Below are 17,889 nucleotides of genomic sequence, written 5' to 3'. Positions count from 1 at the left end.
TTAAGTCTAGATTTAAATTAAAGAAAAAAAACGCATCAAATTAATTTTTGATGCGTTTTTGATTTTTTATAGAAAAAATTTTAGTAAAATTAATCTACATTATCATGTAAAAAAGAGTTATTAGATTTAAAATCTATATTATCATCATCTGTTCTAATAGCTGTTTGAGATCTACTTATTGGCGCATTTACATTTAAGTCTAAACCCTGTCTTTTATAAGCTGGTTGACGTGAGATTTCATCTACATTTTTATTCAATTGGTCATTGAACTTGTAATTAAAACCTTTCATTTTTTGACGTCTCTCTTCTGCTCTTTGTTGCAATTCTGAAATTGTTAAATCTAAAGGAGAAACCTCTTCATTAGAAGTTACTATAGCACTTTTTATCTGTGGTGTCGCCGTTTTTAATTCAAATTGAATTTCATCTTCAACAATTGCTTCTTTTGCGACGATGTGAGAACTTTTACCAATAGTTGGTTTTGCATCAAAATCTTCTAAAACATAGCGTTTTTCATTTGTTTTATTTTCAAGAACTACTTCTTTTGCTTCAAAAACATCAATATCATTTACATTTACAGCTCTTTCCACATTTAAATTGATTTTTTTAATATCTTCTTCTGCTTTTACTTCTGTATGAGAATTCAAAGGAAGGTCAAACAATAAATCTGCTTGCATTTGTTTTGGCTCTTCTATAATTTCTTTAACTACTGGTGCAGCATCCGTAATAATAAAATCTTCATCAGAAACAACATCTAAAGAAATTTCATCATAAGAAACAGGCATACTTGCAATAATTTGAGAAGTAGGAATCAAATCCATTCCCATTCTAGGAGAAGGCTTTACCACCTCAACAACTACATCTTCCTCTAGCGTGTGTACTGTTTTTTGTTGAACAACATTAGAAATTGGCTGATCGAAAGTTGGAGATTTAGAAACTGTCTTTTCTTCAAAATTATAAGTTGCTTTTTGTTCATCTTCTAATGTGTGAACAATTTTTTTAACTTCTGTATTTGTAATTGTACTTTGTTGATCTTTTGCAAAACCTGTAGCAACAATCGTTACAGCAATAGAATCTCCTAACTCTTCATCTTCACCAACCCCCATAATAATATTAGCGTCGTAACCAGCTTCATCTTGAATATAGTCGTTAATCTCTCCTATTTCATCTAAAGTAACTTCATTAGTACCAGAAACAATTAATAGCAATACATTTTTGGCTCCAGTAATTTTATTGTCATTCAATAACGGAGAATCCAACGCTTTTACAATCGCTGTTTTTGCTCTGTCTTTACCTTCTTCTTTTGCAGACCCCATAATTGCTGTTCCGCTATTAGAAAGTACTGTTTTAGCATCATGTAAATCAATATTTTGTTTATAGTGATGCGTAATTACCTCTGCAATACCACGAGAAGCTGTAGATAAAACTTCATCTGCTTTAGAGAAACCAGCTTTAAAACCAAGGTTTCCATAAACTTCACGAAGTTTATTATTATTAATTACAATTAAAGAATCTACATTTTGGCGTAATTGATCGATTCCTAATTGAGCTTGTGACGCACGTCTTCTTCCTTCAAAAGCAAAAGGCATGGTTACAATACCAACGGTAAGAACGTCCATATCTTTTGCAATTTTTGCTATAATTGGCGCTGCTCCTGTTCCTGTTCCTCCACCCATTCCTGCAGTTATAAATACCATTTTTGTCTGGGTATTTAACATTTGCTGAATTTCTTGCATGCTTTCTTTAGCTGCCTGTGCTCCAACTTCCGGATTTGCACCTGCACCCAAACCAGATGTTAGGCTTACTCCTAACTGTATTTTATTAGGAACTGGACTATTTTCTAATGCTTGTGCATCTGTATTACAAATTACGAAGTCTACACCTCTAATTTGTTGCGTGTACATATGATTTACTGCATTGCTTCCACCACCACCAACACCAATTACTTTAATTGTGTTAGATTGTGTTTTTGGCATGTCAAATGAAATGTTATCAAATTCTGTGCTCATAATAACGTTCTATTATATTTTAATATTTTTTTTTCTTTACTCCTTAACCCCTAGTTAAGAACTACCAACTTATTTAATGTACTTTTATTCTGCGTTGTCTAAAAAATCTTTTAGACTTTCTGTAAATTTTTCAAAAAAAGACCTTTTCTTTTTGGCCTTCGGCTTTTCTTCTTGTATTGGAGGTACTTCTTCGACCTCTTCTTCAATAGGATTTAAAATTTCTTCAATTGCTTCCTCTATAATTTCTTCTTCTTTAGAATCTTTACTCAAACCTTCCATTAGCAAACCAACTGCGGTTGCGTAGGCAGGACTAGATAAAGCATCGTCTGAATCTCCTGCTAAATGCTCATTAGGGAAACCAATTCGAGCATCCATACCCGTAATATATTCTACTAACTGACGTAAATGTTTTAATTGTGCACCTCCACCTGTTAACACAATTCCTGCAATTAATTTTCCTTTTGCAGTCTCGTGTCCATAATTTTTTATTTCTAAATACACATGCTCAATAATTTCTTGCACTCTTGCATGTATAATCTTTGATAAATTCTTTAATGTAATTTCTTTCGGTTCTCTTCCTCTTAAACCGGGAATTGAAACAATCTCTGTTTCTTTGTTTTCACCAGGCCACGCAGAACCAAATTTAATTTTCAATAATTCTGCCTGCTTTTCTATAATAGAACAACCTTCTTTAATATCGTCTGTAATTACACCTCCGCCAAACGGAATTACTGCTGTATGTCTAATAATACCATCTTTAAAAATGGCTAAATCTGTTGTTCCACCACCGATATCGATTAAAGCAACACCTGCTTCTTTTTCTTCTAAACTTAATACTGCAGATGCAGATGCTAAGGGTTCTAAAGTGATATCACTTAAGTCTAAACCAGCACTTTTAACACAACGTCCAATATTTCTAATTGATGAAACTTGCCCAACAACTACATGAAAATTCGCTTCTAGACGACCTCCATACATACCAATTGGTTCTTTAATATCTGCCTGAGAATCTACTTTAAATTCTTGTGGTAACACATGAATAATTTCTTCTCCTGGCAACATTACCAATTTATGAACTTGATTTACTAAATTTTCTATGTCTGTATCATTAATTACTTCTTCGGCATCATTTCTTGTAATATAATCTGAATGATGTAAACTTCTAATATGCTGACCAGCAATACCTACAACAACTTCCTCTATTTTAAGACCAGAAACACTTTCCGCTTCATCTACAGCTTGCTGAATAGATTGTATTGTTTGTGTAATATTACTTACAACACCACGTTTTACGCCTAAACTTTTCGCTTTTCCAATACCAACAACTTCTATTTTGTCATATTCGTTTTTACGACCAATCATGGCAACAATTTTGGTTGTACCAATATCTAAACCAACAGCTATTTTATTGTTTTCCATTTTGATTTATTTTGTGCACACAACTTGGTTGTGATATTTTACAGTAATTGTTTTATATTCTTGTATCGTTTTATCTTTATACGTTGTATTATAAAACGCTTTTAACTTACTAAATTTTATTTCAACATCCTTTAATTTTCCGAAATCGATCTTATAATCTCCACTTCTTACAGAAAACTCATACGCATCAACGTCAGACTTTACAATTCCAACAATTTCTTTTTGTAAAAAATTATCTTCTAAAATAGTTGATATTAAAGGCAAAACTGCCTGAATATCTTCCTTATTTTCAACACCTGAAACCAACAATACCCTTGCCGAATAGTTACTAGACAACGGAATCGTTACACCCTGTTTGTCAATATAATAAGAATCTTTACTAGAAATAATTCTTGCTACAGGCGTACGCTGTTTTATGGTCGATTTTAACACACCTCCAATAGTTAAAAAAACGGCTGCATTTTCAACATAAGGGTTTTTAGACACATTATTCTCTAATTTGTATAAATCTATTACAGATTTTGCTTGGTTTGTTACTATTGTATCATTTTGTATTAACAATTTGTTAACCATAGCATGTGTCAAGAAATTATTGTTTCCTTCTTCAAATTTTACTTCTATTTTTGTTACTTTTTTCTGTTCATTTCTAACAGAAGTAAAGCTATATAAAAAGCTAAAAAAACCAATTATAACAACAAATAGCAGGTATTTTAAGATTCTTTTAAGCCTCATATTATAGTTCTTTTAAAAGTTCTTTTGTCACCTCATTTATCATCACTCCAATATCTCCTGCACCCAACATAACCACTACTTTTGCTTCAGAATTTTTAATATCTTTTACTAAATTATTTTTTTGAGACATTTTTTTCTGCTTATTTTCAATCTTACTCAACACCCAATTAGAGTCTACACCGGCAATTGGAATTTCTCTTGCAGGATAAATATCTAATAGTATAATTTCATCAAACTTTGTTAAAGCAGCTGCAAAATCATCTATAAAATCTTTTGTTCTTGAAAACAAATGAGGTTGAAAAACGACCAAAATTTTCTCATCAGGGTACATTTCTCTCACAGCGTTTTCTACTGCATTTATTTCTGTTGGGTGATGTGCATAATCATCAATTAAAACAAAACTATCTGTTTTTATTTTATATGCAAATCTACGTTTTACTCCTTTAAAATCAGCTAGACTTTGTTTGATATTTTCTAACGAAATTCCATATACATCTGCCATTGCCAAAGCAGCCAAAGCATTCATAATATTATGCTGTCCTGGTAAATGGAATGTAATATTTTTTATTTCTGATGAAGGTGTTTTTACATCAAAAATATACGTGCCATTTTCTATTTTTAAATTAGAAGCTTTATAATCTGAATCTTCATTAATTGAATACGTTAACCCCTCTAAAGGCAATCCTTTTGCTACAATTAAAGTATCTGAAACTTTATTAGAAAACTCGATAAAAGATGCTGTTAGCGCTTCCGGATTTTTATAAATATCTAAATGATCTGCATCCATAGAAGTTACACAGGCAATATTCGGACTTAATTGTAAAAATGATCGATCAAATTCATCTGCTTCTACAACAGAAATTTTATCCTCACCTAAAATTAAATTTGAATTGTAATTCTCTGCAATTCCACCTAAAAAAGAAGTTGCCTTTACGCCTGCCATAATATGCCCTAAAATGGAAGATGTAGTTGTTTTACCATGCGTTCCTGCAACTGCTAAACAAAATGTAGTCTCTGTAATTTTACCTAGAATTTCTGCTCTTTTTAAAACCGTAAATTTATTATCTACAAAATAATTGAATTCATTATGAGTTTTTGGAACAGCCGGTGTATAAATAACCAATGTCTTTTCTGTATTCAAAAATGAAATTGGAATATTTTTCACAGCATCCTCAAAGTGAATTTCAACACCTAACCCCTCTAAATCTTTTGTAATTTGAGAAGGTGTTTTATCATAACCAGCCACATTTTTTCCATTCGCAGCAAAATAACGAGCAATTGCACTCATTCCTATGCCACCAATTCCGACAAAATAAACGTTATGTATCTTTTTTAAATTCACTTTTTTAATAATTTTTCAACTTCGTCAACAATATCTTTTGTTGCACTTGGTAGTGCTAATTTTTTAATATTTTCTGATAAAACTTGTTGCTTTTCAATATCCTTTAACAATGATTCGAACACCACTGAAAAGGTATCTAATTCACTTTCTTTTATCATTAAAGCGGCATCTTTTTCTACAATAGATTTCGCATTTTTTGTTTGATGATCTTCTGCAACGTTTGGTGAAGGAACAAACACAACTGGCTTACCAACAATACATAATTCTGAAACTGAACTTGCACCAGCTCTAGAGATAATTATATCAGCAGCAGCATAACCAAAATCCATTCTATTAATAAATTGATACACTTGTACATGTGCTAACTCATTATATTTCTTATACTCTTCAAAATATAGTTTTCCACATTGCCAAATAACCTGAATTCCTTGATCTTTAAAGAAATTTAAATTACTTTCTACTAATTGATTTATTTTTCTCGCCCCTAAACTTCCACCTAGAACCAAAACAGTTTTCTTTGTATCATCTAATTTAAAAAAGTTTTTACCTTCTTCTCTTTTAGAATCGATAGACAATAAATCTTGACGAACAGGGTTTCCTGTTTTTACTATTTTATCTAAAGGAAAAAAACGATCTAAATTATCGTATGCAACACAAATTTTTTTTGCTTTCTTACTTAATAATTTATTGGTAATTCCTGGGTATGAATTCTGTTCTTGAATTAATGTAGGAATTCTCTTTCTACCCGCCATAATTAATGTTGGTCCGCTTGCAAACCCCCCTGTACCAATCGCAATATCTGGCTTAAATTTTTTAATTATCTTTGAAGCATTCCATAAACTATTCATCAATTTAAAAGGAAAAGACAAATTATCTTTCGTTAACTTTCTTTGAATTCCAGAAATCCACAATCCTTTAATTTCATAACCCGCTTGTGGTACTTTTTCCATTTCCATTTTATCTTTTGCTCCGATAAAAAGAAATTTTGCATTAGGATAACGAAACTTTAATTCATTTGCTATTGCAATTGCAGGGTAAATATGCCCGCCAGTTCCACCTCCAGAAATTAATATGTTAAGCGATTGTTTCATGTAAAATATCTAAAGGGTTATCATCTAAAATATCTTCTTCTGTTTCTTCTTTTGATGCACTTACGCTTAAAATCATTCCAAGTGCAAAACACGTCATCCAAATAGAAGTACCTCCACTACTAATTAGCGGTAAAGTTTGTCCTGTTACAGGAAATAAATTAGTAGCTACTGCCATATTTATTATTGCCTGAAAAATAATAGGCAAACCAACACCTACTACTAATAATGTTCCAAAAATTGTTGTCGTTTTCTTTAAAACAACAAAGACTCTAAAGAGTAATAAAAAATACACAAACACTACTGTAATTGCTCCCAAAAGACCATATTCTTCAACAATAATTGCATAAATAAAATCTGATGATGATTGTGGTAAAAAGTTTTTCTGAACACTTTTACCAGGACCAACTCCTAATGGACCACCAGTTGCAATTGCTATTTTTGCTTTTTCTACTTGGTATGCCTCTTTACCTTCTTCTCCCGAAAAACTTTCTATTCTACTTTGCCAGGTTTGAACCCTATTTGGCATTGCATCTGGAAACGCTTTTGCAATTAATATAAAAAAAGACAATGCTAAAATTCCTGCACCTAGTATAAAACCAATGTACTTTAAAGGGTAGCCACCAATAAAAACCATGACTAAAATCATTGTAAAAATAATAGCTGTTGTCGAAAAATTGGCTGGTAAAATCAAAATTAAAACCAGTCCTACTGGCAACCACAACTGTAACAGACTTTCTTTAAATTTAATTTCTTTTTCTTTATTTCTAGCCAAATACCTTGCTACAAAAACCATTAAAACTAAACCAGCCAATGTAGATGTCTGAAAGCCAATACCTACAAACGGAATCCGAATCCATCTACTTGCATTTGCTCCACCAATTGTGGTTCCTTGTGCTAACGTAAAAATTAGCAAAATAATTACTATTGGCAACATTAAAACAGCTCCTCCAGAAAAATATCTATACGGAATTTTATGTACACCATAGATAATTGAAAAACCCATAATTAATAAAACCATGTGCTTTACTAAATACCCAAATGTAGAACCAGAACCTACAACATACACCAAGTTTGTACTTGCGCTATACACAGGCATAAATGAGAATATTGCCAAAGCAGCAACAATTGCCCAAATGGTTTTATCTCCTTTTATATGTTGAAAAATAGTTTTCATTATAAGTTTCTAGTTTCCTAGGTTATTGGTTTTGTATAAATAAATTTTGACTTCACTTTAATTAAACGATTATACCTTTTTACAAGTCTCTTACTGCTGCTTTAAATTGACGACCTCTATCTTCATAATTCTCAAACAAATCGAAACTTGCACAAGCTGGCGACAATAAAACAGCATCTCCAGATTCAGATAATTTATGCGCTACTTTAACAGCCTCTTCGGCTCCCGCAGTCTCTACAACAATATCAACTACGTTGCCAAACATGTTTTTTATTTTTTCATTATCTATACCTAAACAAACAATTGCCTTTACCTTTTCTCTTACCAAAGGCAACAAATCATTGTAATCATTTCCTTTATCAACACCACCAACAATCCAAACAGTTTGTCTATCCATACACTCTAAAGCATAGAAAGTTGCATTTACATTGGTAGCTTTAGAGTCATTAATATATTCAACACCATTTACTTTTCCAACATTCTCTAAACGATGTTCTACTCCTTCAAAATCTTCTAAACTTTCTTTAATCGCCTGCTTTCTAGCATTTAATAATTGTGCCGCCATTGTAGCAGCCATTGCATTTTTAACGTTATGTTTTCCCTTTACTGTTAAAGCTGATATAGGCATATTAAAAGTGTCTTTATTTATGTTGATTGTAATGTTATTGTTTTTCAAAAAAGCACCGTATTCTAATTCTCTTTCTATAGAAAACGGAACTAATTTTGCTTTTGTTTTATTCTTTTTTAACCAATTATTGATTGCTTCATTATCTGCATCATAAATTAAGTAATCGGTCGCTTTTTGATTCTTTGTAATTCTAAATTTTGAATCTATATATTTCTCAAAATTATATTCGTACCTGTCTAAATGATCTGGTGTTATATTTGTTAAAATTGCAATATGACTATTGAAGTTCTCAATTCCGTCTAACTGAAAACTACTTAATTCTAACACATAATTATCATACGATTCTTGGGCAACTTGTTGCGCAAAACTATCGCCAATATTACCAGCAACACCAACATTAAAACCTGCGCCTTTTAAAATATGATGCATTAATAACGTCGTAGTTGTTTTTCCGTTTGAACCCGTAATTCCTATAATATTTGCAGTTGTGTATTTCGATGCAAACTCAATTTCTGAAATTATTTTTATTCCTTTTTCTTTCAATTTTAAAATTAAAGGAACCTTATCTGGAATTCCAGGACTTTTCATCACTACATCTGCATTTAAAATTTTGCTTTCTGTATGATTTTTCTCCTCAAAATCTATCTCGTTATTTAAAAGAACTTGTTTATATTTTTTTGATATTTCTCCTTTATCTGAAACAAAAACTTCGTACCCTTTTTGTTTTCCTAAAATAGCTGTACCAACACCACTTTCTCCTCCGCCGAGTATTACTAACCTCTTCACTTTATCTTAATTTTAAAGTGACAATTGTAAATACTGCTAAAAGAATTCCTATAATCCAAAAACGGACTACAATTTTACTTTCGTGGTAACTTAATTTTTGATAATGGTGATGTAATGGTGCCATTCTAAAGACTCTTCTTCCTTCTCCAAACTTCTTTTTCGTGTATTTAAACCAAGAAACTTGCATGATTACAGACAAATTTTCGATAACAAAAATTCCTGCTAAAATTGGCAACAACAATTCTTTTCTAATGGCAATTGCTATAACCGCTATAATTCCTCCAATAGTTAAACTACCCGTATCTCCCATAAAAACCTGAGCTGGATAGGTATTATACCAAAGAAACCCAATTAAAGCACCTGCAAAAGCAAGTATAAAAACGGTCATTTCTCCGGAATTAGGTATATACATGACGTCTAAATAATCTGCGAAAATGATATTTCCAGAAACCCATGCAAAAACAGCGAGTGTTATCACTATAATTGCAGATGAACCTGCGGCTAAACCATCAATTCCGTCTGTTAAATTTGCTCCGTTTGAAATTCCTGTAACGATAAAAACAACGATAAAGATGAAAACAATCCACCCGTATTTTTCATAGCCTTCACCCAAGAAACTCAAAGCTTTTGTATAATCTAATTCATTATCTTTTAAGAAAGGAACTGTTGTTTTAGTAGATTTATGAACCTCCCCAAAAACCTTTGTCCTTCCGTTATCTTGCATTACTTGTTGTTCTATAGGTAATTGCTCTTTAATAGTTACATCGTCATGAAAATATAACATAGAACCTACAATAATTCCTAAGCCAACTTGCCCAAGAATTTTAAACCGTCCTTTTAAGCCAGCTTTGTCTTTCTTAAATACTTTAATATAATCATCTAGAAAACCTATTAAACCCATCCAAACGGTTGTAATTATCAAAATAACTACATAAATATTATCTAATTTAGCTAATAAAAGCACCGGAATTAAGGTAGCTAGAATGACAATAATTCCACCCATTGTTGGCGTACCCGCTTTTTGAACCTGACCTTCTAAACCAAGATCTCTAATAGACTCACCAACCTGCTGTTTTTGTAAAAAATTGATAATTCTTTTACCATAAATTGCCGAAATTAGTAAAGAGAAAATAAAAGCCGCTGCAGCTCTAAATGTGATAAACTGAAACACACTTGCTCCTGGAAAACTAAATTGACTTTCTAAATATTGAAATAAATAATACAGCATGTTTACTAATTTTTTAACTGATTGAAACAACTCTTCACTTCTTCTAAATCATCAAAATGAGCACGAACGCCATTAATTTCTTGATAATTTTCATGTCCTTTTCCGGCAATAAGTATAATGTCTCCCGTTTCAGAAAATTTACAAGCCGTTTTAATTGCTTGTCTTCTTTCTAAAACTGTTAATGTTTTTTTATAGTTTTCTGATGAAACCCCAACTTCCATTTCATCTAAAATAGTTTGTGGGTTTTCTGTTCTTGGATTGTCTGACGTAAAAATTACTTGATTACTTAATTGTGAAGCAATATGTGCCATTTTTGGTCTTTTACTTTTATCTCTATCACCACCACAACCAACAACTGTAATTACTTTTTCATTATTGGTTCTAATATCATTAATAGTTTCTAATACATTTTTTAATGCATCTGGCGTGTGTGCATAATCTATAATTGCAGTTACTCCGTCACTTGAAACTACATACTCAAAACGCCCACTAACACTTTCTAACGCACTAACAATTGTTAAAACTTCTAGTTTTTCTAACCCTAATAATTCTGCAGTTGCAATAATTGCAGTTAAATTATAAATATTAAAAACACCTATTAACTTTGTCCAAACTTCAGTTCCATCCACAGAAATTAAAGTTCCAGATAATTGTTTTTCTAAAATCTTAACCTTAAAATCTGCCAACGTTTTTAAAGCGTAGGTTTTCTTTTTAGCTTTGGTGTTTTGCAACATAAAGTCGCCATTCTTATCGTCTATATTTGTGAGCGCAAAAGCAGTTTTTGGTAAAGAATCGAAAAAATATTTTTTTACATCTCTATATTCAGCAAACGTATCGTGGTAATCTAAATGATCATGAGATAAGTTTGTAAAAATTCCGCCAGCAAAAGTTAACCCTTCTGTTCTTTTTTGATGAATTCCATGAGAACTCACTTCCATAAAACAGTAATCTACACCAGCATCAATCATTTTATCTAAATACAAATTGATTGTTACAGAATCTGGTGTTGTATGTGTTGCTTTAAATTCAGTTTCATCAACCATAACTTTAACCGTCGATAACAAACCAACTTTATACCCTGCTTTTTTAAATAACTGATATAAAAGTGAAGCAATTGTAGTTTTACCATTTGTACCAGTTACACCAACCAATGGAATTTTAGAAGAAGGGTTGTCATAAAAATTGGAAGCCATAATAGCCAAAGAAACATTTGCATCAGCAACCTGAACATAGGTAATTCCTGCTTTTTGTTCCTCCGGAAAATCTTCACAAATAATTACAATTGCACCTAAATGTATCGCTTTATCAATATATAAATGCCCATCTACAGAAACACCTTTTTGAGCTATAAAAACATCGTTCTCTTCAACTTTTCTAGAATCGAAAACAAGACTTTTCACATCAACATTTGTGTTACCAAAAACTTGATTTATTGAAACCTTATATAATATGTCTTTTAAATTTTTCAGACTAAGATAATTTTAACGTGATTGTATTTCCTTTTATTAATTTCTCTCCTTTTTTTAAAGATTGATATTCAACCTTACCAACCCCAGAAACTTTTACTTTTAAACCGATGTTCTCTAACAAAGACAAAGCATCCATACCAGACATCCCTTTAACATTAGGAACTTCTGTATAATTTTTATTTAACTTATCATCGTATGCTGAATATTTTTTTTCAATTTCTTCAAAATTGACTTTATCTTCTACAGACTGGTTGTCTATAGGAGTTGTAGTATAAATTTTCTGCGCAATTTCTTTAAAAACGGGTCCAGCAACAGTAGCACCATAATATCCTTTTTCTTTTTTCGGATCATGAATTACCACAATACATGAATATTTAGGTTTATCTGCAGGAAAAAAACCTGCAAATGAAGCCACATAATGTTTATTAGAATACCCAGCATACACCGTTTTACCGTTTTCATCAATATGTTTTGGAAGATACTTTTTAGCAGTTCCTGTTTTTCCTGCCATAGAAAAATTTGGAGAATATATATTTCTTCCTGTTCCTTTAACAACTGCATTTTCCATTACTTTTCTAACTTTACTTAAAGTTTCATCAGAAGCAATTTTTGGATTTACAATAACGGTTTCAAAAATCTTCTCCGTTTTATCCTGTCTTCTTAACTCTTTAACAAATCTCGGCTTCACCATCACTCCGTTATTTGCAACAGCATTGTAAAACATTAGAGTCTGCATTGGTGTAACTGAAATTCCATACCCCCAAGACATCCATTCTAAAGAAATTTTATTCCATCTTTTATCTGAAGGTTTTGGAACCACAGGAATTCCTTCTCCCTTAATTTCAAAACCAATTGGCTTTGTAAATCCGTATGCTTTTAATTTCTCTATAAATTTCTCTGGCTGATGATCGTAATGTTTTTTAATCATTTTAACAATACCTACATTAGAAGAAACTTCAAAAACTCTAGCCACAGAAATCTTACCATAACCGCCTCTATGAGAATCTTCTACTTTAGAACCGTGAATGTAAATTCTACCTTTTTCTGTATCTATAACAGTAGATGTATCTACTACTTTATCATCTAAAGCGGCCATTAAACTTGCCAATTTAAATGTAGAACCAGGCTCATGACTTTCCCAAACTGCGTAATTTCTTTTTTCGAAATATTTTCCTTTCGATGTTCTCCCTAAGTTAGAAATTGCTTTAATTTCTCCTGTTGCAGTTTCCATGACAACCGCACAACCATGATCTGCCTCAAAAGACTCGAGCGTTCTTAACAAAGCATGGTGGGTAATATCTTGAATATTTACATCAATAGTTGTAATAATATCATGACCATCAATTGGCTCTTTTTCATTAAAATCAGTAATTGGTTTCCATTGATTTTTAGCAATTTTCTGCTCCCATCTCAACCCATTTTCACCCTGCATATAATCTGCAAAAGCACCTTCAATTCCTGCTTCTCCCCTAAAATCGTCATAACCAATAGTTCTTTCAGCAATTTTACCTATTGGATGCGCTCGCTCTGTTCTGTGTTTTGCTATAAAACCACCTTTATAAACTCCCAATTTAAAAATTGGAAATTTTCTCATCTTTAAATAATCTGTATACCCAATATTTCTCGCAATTAAAAAGTAGCGTCTTTTTTTATTCTTAGCAGCTCTTAATCTTTTCTGATAATAACTAGAAGAACGCCCCAACATTTTAGAAAGCTCTGTAGATAATTCTACGATATTTTCTTCAAAAACAGTACCATCTACGGTAACTAAGTCCATAAAAATATTAAACTTAGACATAGAAGTTGCCAACAAGTTACCATCTGCAGCATACACATTTCCTTTATTTGCATAAATAGTGTCTTGCCTAATTGTAAGTTCTGTTGCTAATTTTCTATATTCATTTCCCTGAACATATTGAAGATTGATAACTCTAAAAATAATAGCCAACAAAAACAAAGTCATAAAAGCAGCTACCAAGTAGAATTTAGTAAGGATGCTTTTTTTGTGAGTTGCCAATTTTAATCGTTTTTATAGGTTACTTTTATTTTCTTTGGAGGGGTTTTCGAAGGCATTAAGCCTCTATGTTTTGCTTTTTCTCTGACACTAGATTCCATTTTCATTCTCATCAAAATAGTACCAGTATCTACGTACTCAGCCCTTAATTCTCTTTTTAATTTATTTAATTCAGAGATTTTTATTACTTTCTTATCTGCTTTATGAGAACTTGAAATCATTATTAAAAGCAGACCAACTACAAAAATTATAATGCGCCAATTTTTAAAAGCAGATTCATCTGTAAGGAAACTTCCTCTTAGAAAATCATATACACTTTTTTTAATTTTAGACATCCTACTTACTTAAAGTTGCAATTCTTAATTTAGCACTACGCGCTCTATTATTAATGTTAATTTCTTCTTGACTAGGTATTATTAATTTCCCTACTTTTTGCATAGGAACATCTATATTTCCAAAAACATCTTTTTCTGGCTCGCCACTAAACATGCCCGTTCTTATAAACCTCTTTACCAATCTATCTTCTAAAGAATGATATGAGATTACACTCAACCTTCCTTCTTCTTTTAATAAATTTGGCATTTGTTCTAAGAATTCTTTTAAAACATCTAACTCTTCATTTACTTCAATTCTAATTGCCTGAAATATTTGAGCTAAAATTTTATGTTCTTTTGCATTCGGTAAATATTTCTTTAAAACCTCTTTCAACTGAAAACTTGTTTCAATTTTTTCTTCTTGCCTTTTTTCAACAATCGTTTTTGCTATATTTCTAGAATTTCTTAATTCTCCATATAAAAACAAAATATCTGCTAATTTTTCTTCAGAATAACTACCGATAATTTGCTTCGCAGAAACCTTAGATTTCTGATTCATTCTCATGTCTAAATCACCGTCAAAACGAGTAGAAAAACCTCGTTCAGCCTCATCAAACTGATGAGAAGAAACCCCTAAATCAGCTAAGACTCCATCTACTTTTTTCACACCATGAAACCTTAAAAACCTTGAAATATATCTAAAGTTCTCTGGTATTAAAGTAAAACGTGCATCATCAATTATATTCTCTAAAGCGTCAGGATCTTGATCAAAACCAAACAACCTTCCGTTTTCACCAAGTCTGCTCAAAATTTCTCTTGAATGACCTCCACCACCAAACGTAACATCTACATAAACACCATCTTCTTTAATAGCTAATGCATCTACGCTTTCTTTTAATAAAACTGGACTATGATACTTCATCTAATTCTGTATTTCCCATTACTTCTTCAGCTAAATCTGCAAAATCTAAAGCGGCGTCATCAATTGCTTTTTCATAATTGTCTTTGTCCCAGATTTCTATAATATTAACCGCTGAAGACAAAACAACTTGTTTTTTAATTCCTGCAAAATCACATAAATCTTTCGGGATTAAAACTCTACCAGCAGCATCAAATTCTACTACCTTTACACCTGCTGTAAACCTTCTAATAAAATCATTATTCTTTTTAACAAACTTATTCAGCTTGTTCAACTTATTCATCATTAAACTCCATTCTTCCATAGAATACAACTCTAAACAAGGTTGAAAAACTGCTCTTTTTATGACAAACCCCTCATTTAAAATTGGTTGCAACTGCTTCTTTAGAGCCGACGCAAACATCACCCTACCTTTAGCATCTGCCTTACATTCGTATGTACCAATTAGATTTATCACAAATAAAAACGTGTTTTAACAGTTATCAAAAATATATAAATTTTACCACTTTTTACCACTTTTAACCACATTGTTAATAAATAATCTGTTTTTAAGACGAAAAAGGCATATCTGTAGTCTTAAAAATTGAAATAGAGTGATTTATGAAAACGACATTTATTTTATAAAAAAGAATTACATTTGCGCCAAAGTAAAACGAATTGAATGATGACTGACAAGTTAAAAACCGAAGGGAAATTTACATATGCAGAAGCAGGAGAAGGACCTGCTATAATTGTTTTACATGGATTAATGGGGGCTTTAAGTAATTTCGGTGCTACATTTAACCATTTTTCTAATAATGGATATAAAGTTTTAATTCCTGAATTACCTTTATACTCGCTTCCTCTTTTAAAAACAAATGTTAAAAATCTAGCAGAATTTTTGAAGGAATTTATGGAGTTAAAAAAAATAGACAATGCTATTTTATTAGGTAATTCTTTAGGCGGCCACATTGGTTTGTATTTTACAAAACATTACCAAGAAAAAGTGAATGCACTTGTTTTAACAGGAAGTTCTGGCTTGTATGAAAAGGCAATGGGAGATAGTTTTCCTAAAAGAGGAAACTATGAATATATAAAGGAAAAAACAAAGGGCGTTTTTTATGATCCAGCAATTGGAACAAAGGAAATGGTAGATGACGTTTTTAAAATTGTAAATGATAGGAGCTCTGTAATACGAACTTTAGCAATTGCAAAAAGTGCCATTAGACACAATATGGCAAACGATTTACCAGACATGAAACAACCTACCTGTTTAATTTGGGGAAAACAAGACATTGTAACTCCACCAGAAGTAGCAGAAGATTTTCATAAAATTTTACCAGATTCAGATTTATTTTGGATTGATAAATGCGGACATGCTGCAATGATGGAACAACCAGAAGAGTTCAATACAATTCTTCATAAATGGCTTATCGACAGAAACCTATAATAGAATGAAAATTAAGTCTGCAGAATTTGTAATGAGTAACAGTAATGTTATAAATGCACCAAAGGATAGAATACCAGAATACGCTTTTATTGGCCGCTCTAATGTTGGTAAATCTTCATTAATTAACATGTTAATGGAGCGAAAAGATTTGGCAAAAATTTCTGGAAAACCAGGAAAAACCCAACTTATAAATCATTTTAAAATAAATGACGAATGGTTTTTAGTAGATTTACCAGGGTATGGTTATGCTTCTGTTTCTAAAAAGAAAAGAGTAATCTTTCAATATTTTATAGAAAATTACTTTAAAGAAAGAGAACAATTGGTTTGTACTTTTGTTTTAATAGATTCTAGACACGACCCGCAAAAAATAGATTTAGATTTCATGCAATTTTTGGGTGAAAATCGAATTCCGTTTTGCATTGTTTTTACAAAAGCAGACAAATTAGGAAGTTCTAAACTAAACAAGCAAATAACTTCTTACAAAAAGAAATTATTACAACATTGGGAAACATTACCTACATCTTTTTTAACTTCTTCTGCTTCTCGTTTAGGTAGAGAAGAGTTTTTAACTTTTCTTGATGGCGTAAATGAAGATGTTGCTAAAGATTTTAAATAACAAATACACTTTACTTTTTAAGTAACCTATAATGCAATCTACTAAAGAGAATTTACAAGTTTTATTTGAAGACAATCATATAATTATTGTAAACAAAAGAGCTGGCGATATTACCCAAGGTGATAAAACCGGAGACAAACCTTTAAGTGATGTAATTAAAGAGTACGTAAAAGATAAGTACAACAAACCAGGAAATGTTTTTATTGGAACTGTTCACAGATTAGATAGACCAACTTCTGGTATTGTAATTTTTGCTAGAACATCTAAAGCTTTAGAGCGATTAAACAAGATGTTACGCGATAAAACCATCAATAAAACATACTGGGCACTTGTAAAAAGTCCACCAAAGAAAACAGCAGATACTTTAATTAATTTCTTAAAAAAGGACACGAAAAAAAACAAATCTTTTGTGTACAAGAAAGAAATTGAAGGCAGTAAAAACGCAATTCTACATTACAACGTTATTAAAAAATTAGAAAACTATTTTCTGATAGAAATTGACTTAGAAACGGGTAGACATCATCAAATTAGAACACAACTATCTCATATTGGAAGCGCTATTAAAGGTGATTTAAAATACGGCTTCCCTCGCTCGAACAAAGATGGAAGTATTAGCTTACATGCTCGAAAAATAAAATTCACCCATCCGGTTTCTAAAGAAGAAATAGCAGTTACAGCGCCTACACCAAAAGATATTATTTGGGACGCTTGTAATTAAAAAA

At 31.5% G+C, this 17,889-nt stretch carries 16 protein-coding genes; 3 read left to right on the top strand and 13 right to left on the bottom strand.

What is annotated here, in order from left to right:
* Window positions 1–89: 89 nt before the first annotated feature.
* The 13 genes from ftsZ to CW731_RS13870 all read right to left on the bottom strand — a co-directional run bounded on the left by ftsZ (window position 90) and on the right by CW731_RS13870 (window position 15,579).
* Window positions 90–2,006, bottom strand: a complete 1,917-nt coding sequence (gene ftsZ / locus CW731_RS13930; protein WP_100947296.1) for a cell division protein FtsZ — start codon at window positions 2,004–2,006, stop codon at window positions 90–92.
* Between the two features lie 84 nt (window positions 2,007–2,090).
* Entirely contained in the window at window positions 2,091–3,425 is a 1,335-nt protein-coding gene (ftsA, locus tag CW731_RS13925) for a cell division protein FtsA (RefSeq protein WP_100947295.1), read from the bottom strand.
* A 6-nt stretch (window positions 3,426–3,431) separates the two neighbouring features.
* A complete protein-coding gene (locus tag CW731_RS13920) occupies window positions 3,432–4,157 on the bottom strand; it encodes a cell division protein FtsQ/DivIB (RefSeq protein ID WP_100947294.1) in 726 nt (241 codons plus the stop codon).
* A 1-nt stretch (window position 4,158) separates the two neighbouring features.
* Window positions 4,159–5,499, bottom strand: coding sequence for a UDP-N-acetylmuramate--L-alanine ligase (gene murC / locus CW731_RS13915; protein ID WP_100947293.1), 1,341 nt, complete (start codon window positions 5,497–5,499; stop codon window positions 4,159–4,161).
* Window positions 5,496–6,590 carry an undecaprenyldiphospho-muramoylpentapeptide beta-N-acetylglucosaminyltransferase gene (gene murG, locus CW731_RS13910; RefSeq protein WP_100947292.1) on the bottom strand — a complete coding sequence of 365 codons (1,095 nt, stop codon included), beginning with the start codon at window positions 6,588–6,590 and terminating at the stop codon, window positions 5,496–5,498. The genes murC and murG overlap by 4 nt, the downstream gene beginning before the upstream one ends.
* Window positions 6,574–7,764: an FtsW/RodA/SpoVE family cell cycle protein gene (locus tag CW731_RS13905; protein ID WP_100947291.1), complete on the bottom strand. Its 1,191-nt coding sequence runs from the start codon at window positions 7,762–7,764 to the stop codon at window positions 6,574–6,576. The genes murG and CW731_RS13905 overlap by 17 nt, the downstream gene beginning before the upstream one ends.
* A gap of 79 nt (window positions 7,765–7,843) precedes the next feature.
* Window positions 7,844–9,178, bottom strand: a complete 1,335-nt coding sequence (gene murD / locus CW731_RS13900) for a UDP-N-acetylmuramoyl-L-alanine--D-glutamate ligase (RefSeq protein WP_100947290.1) — start codon at window positions 9,176–9,178, stop codon at window positions 7,844–7,846.
* A gap of 1 nt (window position 9,179) precedes the next feature.
* The gene (gene mraY / locus CW731_RS13895; RefSeq protein WP_100947723.1) at window positions 9,180–10,406 is read right to left on the bottom strand and encodes a phospho-N-acetylmuramoyl-pentapeptide-transferase; all 1,227 of its coding nucleotides are present in this window, start codon (window positions 10,404–10,406) and stop codon (window positions 9,180–9,182) included.
* Window positions 10,407–10,411: 5 nt separating this feature from the next.
* The gene (locus CW731_RS13890) at window positions 10,412–11,875 is read right to left on the bottom strand and encodes a UDP-N-acetylmuramoyl-L-alanyl-D-glutamate--2,6-diaminopimelate ligase (protein ID WP_100947289.1); all 1,464 of its coding nucleotides are present in this window, start codon (window positions 11,873–11,875) and stop codon (window positions 10,412–10,414) included.
* A 1-nt stretch (window position 11,876) separates the two neighbouring features.
* Window positions 11,877–13,838, bottom strand: a complete 1,962-nt coding sequence (locus CW731_RS13885; protein ID WP_100947288.1) for a penicillin-binding protein — start codon at window positions 13,836–13,838, stop codon at window positions 11,877–11,879.
* Window positions 13,839–13,894: 56 nt separating this feature from the next.
* Window positions 13,895–14,224 (bottom strand): FtsL-like putative cell division protein, encoded by a 330-nt coding sequence (locus tag CW731_RS13880; protein ID WP_100947287.1) that lies wholly within the window; start codon window positions 14,222–14,224, stop codon window positions 13,895–13,897.
* A 1-nt stretch (window position 14,225) separates the two neighbouring features.
* Window positions 14,226–15,125, bottom strand: coding sequence for a 16S rRNA (cytosine(1402)-N(4))-methyltransferase RsmH (gene rsmH / locus CW731_RS13875; RefSeq protein ID WP_100947286.1), 900 nt, complete (start codon window positions 15,123–15,125; stop codon window positions 14,226–14,228).
* Complete coding sequence (locus tag CW731_RS13870) at window positions 15,112–15,579, bottom strand: division/cell wall cluster transcriptional repressor MraZ (RefSeq protein ID WP_100947285.1); 468 nt, start codon at window positions 15,577–15,579, stop codon at window positions 15,112–15,114. The genes rsmH and CW731_RS13870 overlap by 14 nt, the downstream gene beginning before the upstream one ends.
* A 207-nt stretch (window positions 15,580–15,786) precedes the next feature.
* Between CW731_RS13870 and CW731_RS13865 the strand changes: the two genes are divergently transcribed.
* The 3 genes from CW731_RS13865 to CW731_RS13855 are packed head-to-tail and all read left to right on the top strand — an operon-like array spanning window position 15,787 to window position 17,885.
* The gene (locus CW731_RS13865) at window positions 15,787–16,551 is read left to right on the top strand and encodes an alpha/beta fold hydrolase (RefSeq protein WP_100947284.1); all 765 of its coding nucleotides are present in this window, start codon (window positions 15,787–15,789) and stop codon (window positions 16,549–16,551) included.
* Window positions 16,552–16,555: 4 nt separating this feature from the next.
* The gene (gene yihA, locus CW731_RS13860; protein WP_100947283.1) at window positions 16,556–17,167 is read left to right on the top strand and encodes a ribosome biogenesis GTP-binding protein YihA/YsxC; all 612 of its coding nucleotides are present in this window, start codon (window positions 16,556–16,558) and stop codon (window positions 17,165–17,167) included.
* 31 nt (window positions 17,168–17,198) lie between these two features.
* Complete coding sequence (locus tag CW731_RS13855) at window positions 17,199–17,885, top strand: RluA family pseudouridine synthase (RefSeq protein ID WP_100947282.1); 687 nt, start codon at window positions 17,199–17,201, stop codon at window positions 17,883–17,885.
* Window positions 17,886–17,889 lie beyond the last annotated feature (4 nt).

It is taken from the genome of Polaribacter sp. ALD11 (genome assembly GCF_002831685.1).
GTDB lineage: Bacteria > Bacteroidota > Bacteroidia > Flavobacteriales > Flavobacteriaceae > Polaribacter.
This window is presented reverse-complemented; position numbering and strand designations above follow the sequence as displayed.

What these genes read in the sequence shown, in the direction of transcription:
- CW731_RS13865 (WP_100947284.1), top strand. Translation starts at nt 15,787, where the DNA reads ATGACTGACAAGTTAAAAACCGAAGGGAAATTTACATATGCAGAAGCA.
- CW731_RS13905 (WP_100947291.1), bottom strand. Translation starts at nt 7,764, where the DNA reads ATGAAAACTATTTTTCAACATATAAAAGGAGATAAAACCATTTGGGCA.
- CW731_RS13855 (WP_100947282.1), top strand. Translation starts at nt 17,199, where the DNA reads ATGCAATCTACTAAAGAGAATTTACAAGTTTTATTTGAAGACAATCAT.
- CW731_RS13920 (WP_100947294.1), bottom strand. Translation starts at nt 4,157, where the DNA reads ATGAGGCTTAAAAGAATCTTAAAATACCTGCTATTTGTTGTTATAATT.
- ftsA (WP_100947295.1), bottom strand. Translation starts at nt 3,425, where the DNA reads ATGGAAAACAATAAAATAGCTGTTGGTTTAGATATTGGTACAACCAAA.
- CW731_RS13885 (WP_100947288.1), bottom strand. Translation starts at nt 13,838, where the DNA reads ATGACTTTGTTTTTGTTGGCTATTATTTTTAGAGTTATCAATCTTCAA.
- yihA (WP_100947283.1), top strand. Translation starts at nt 16,556, where the DNA reads ATGAAAATTAAGTCTGCAGAATTTGTAATGAGTAACAGTAATGTTATA.
- rsmH (WP_100947286.1), bottom strand. Translation starts at nt 15,125, where the DNA reads ATGAAGTATCATAGTCCAGTTTTATTAAAAGAAAGCGTAGATGCATTA.
- murG (WP_100947292.1), bottom strand. Translation starts at nt 6,590, where the DNA reads ATGAAACAATCGCTTAACATATTAATTTCTGGAGGTGGAACTGGCGGG.
- mraY (WP_100947723.1), bottom strand. Translation starts at nt 10,406, where the DNA reads ATGCTGTATTATTTATTTCAATATTTAGAAAGTCAATTTAGTTTTCCA.
- ftsZ (WP_100947296.1), bottom strand. Translation starts at nt 2,006, where the DNA reads ATGAGCACAGAATTTGATAACATTTCATTTGACATGCCAAAAACACAA.
- CW731_RS13880 (WP_100947287.1), bottom strand. Translation starts at nt 14,224, where the DNA reads ATGTCTAAAATTAAAAAAAGTGTATATGATTTTCTAAGAGGAAGTTTC.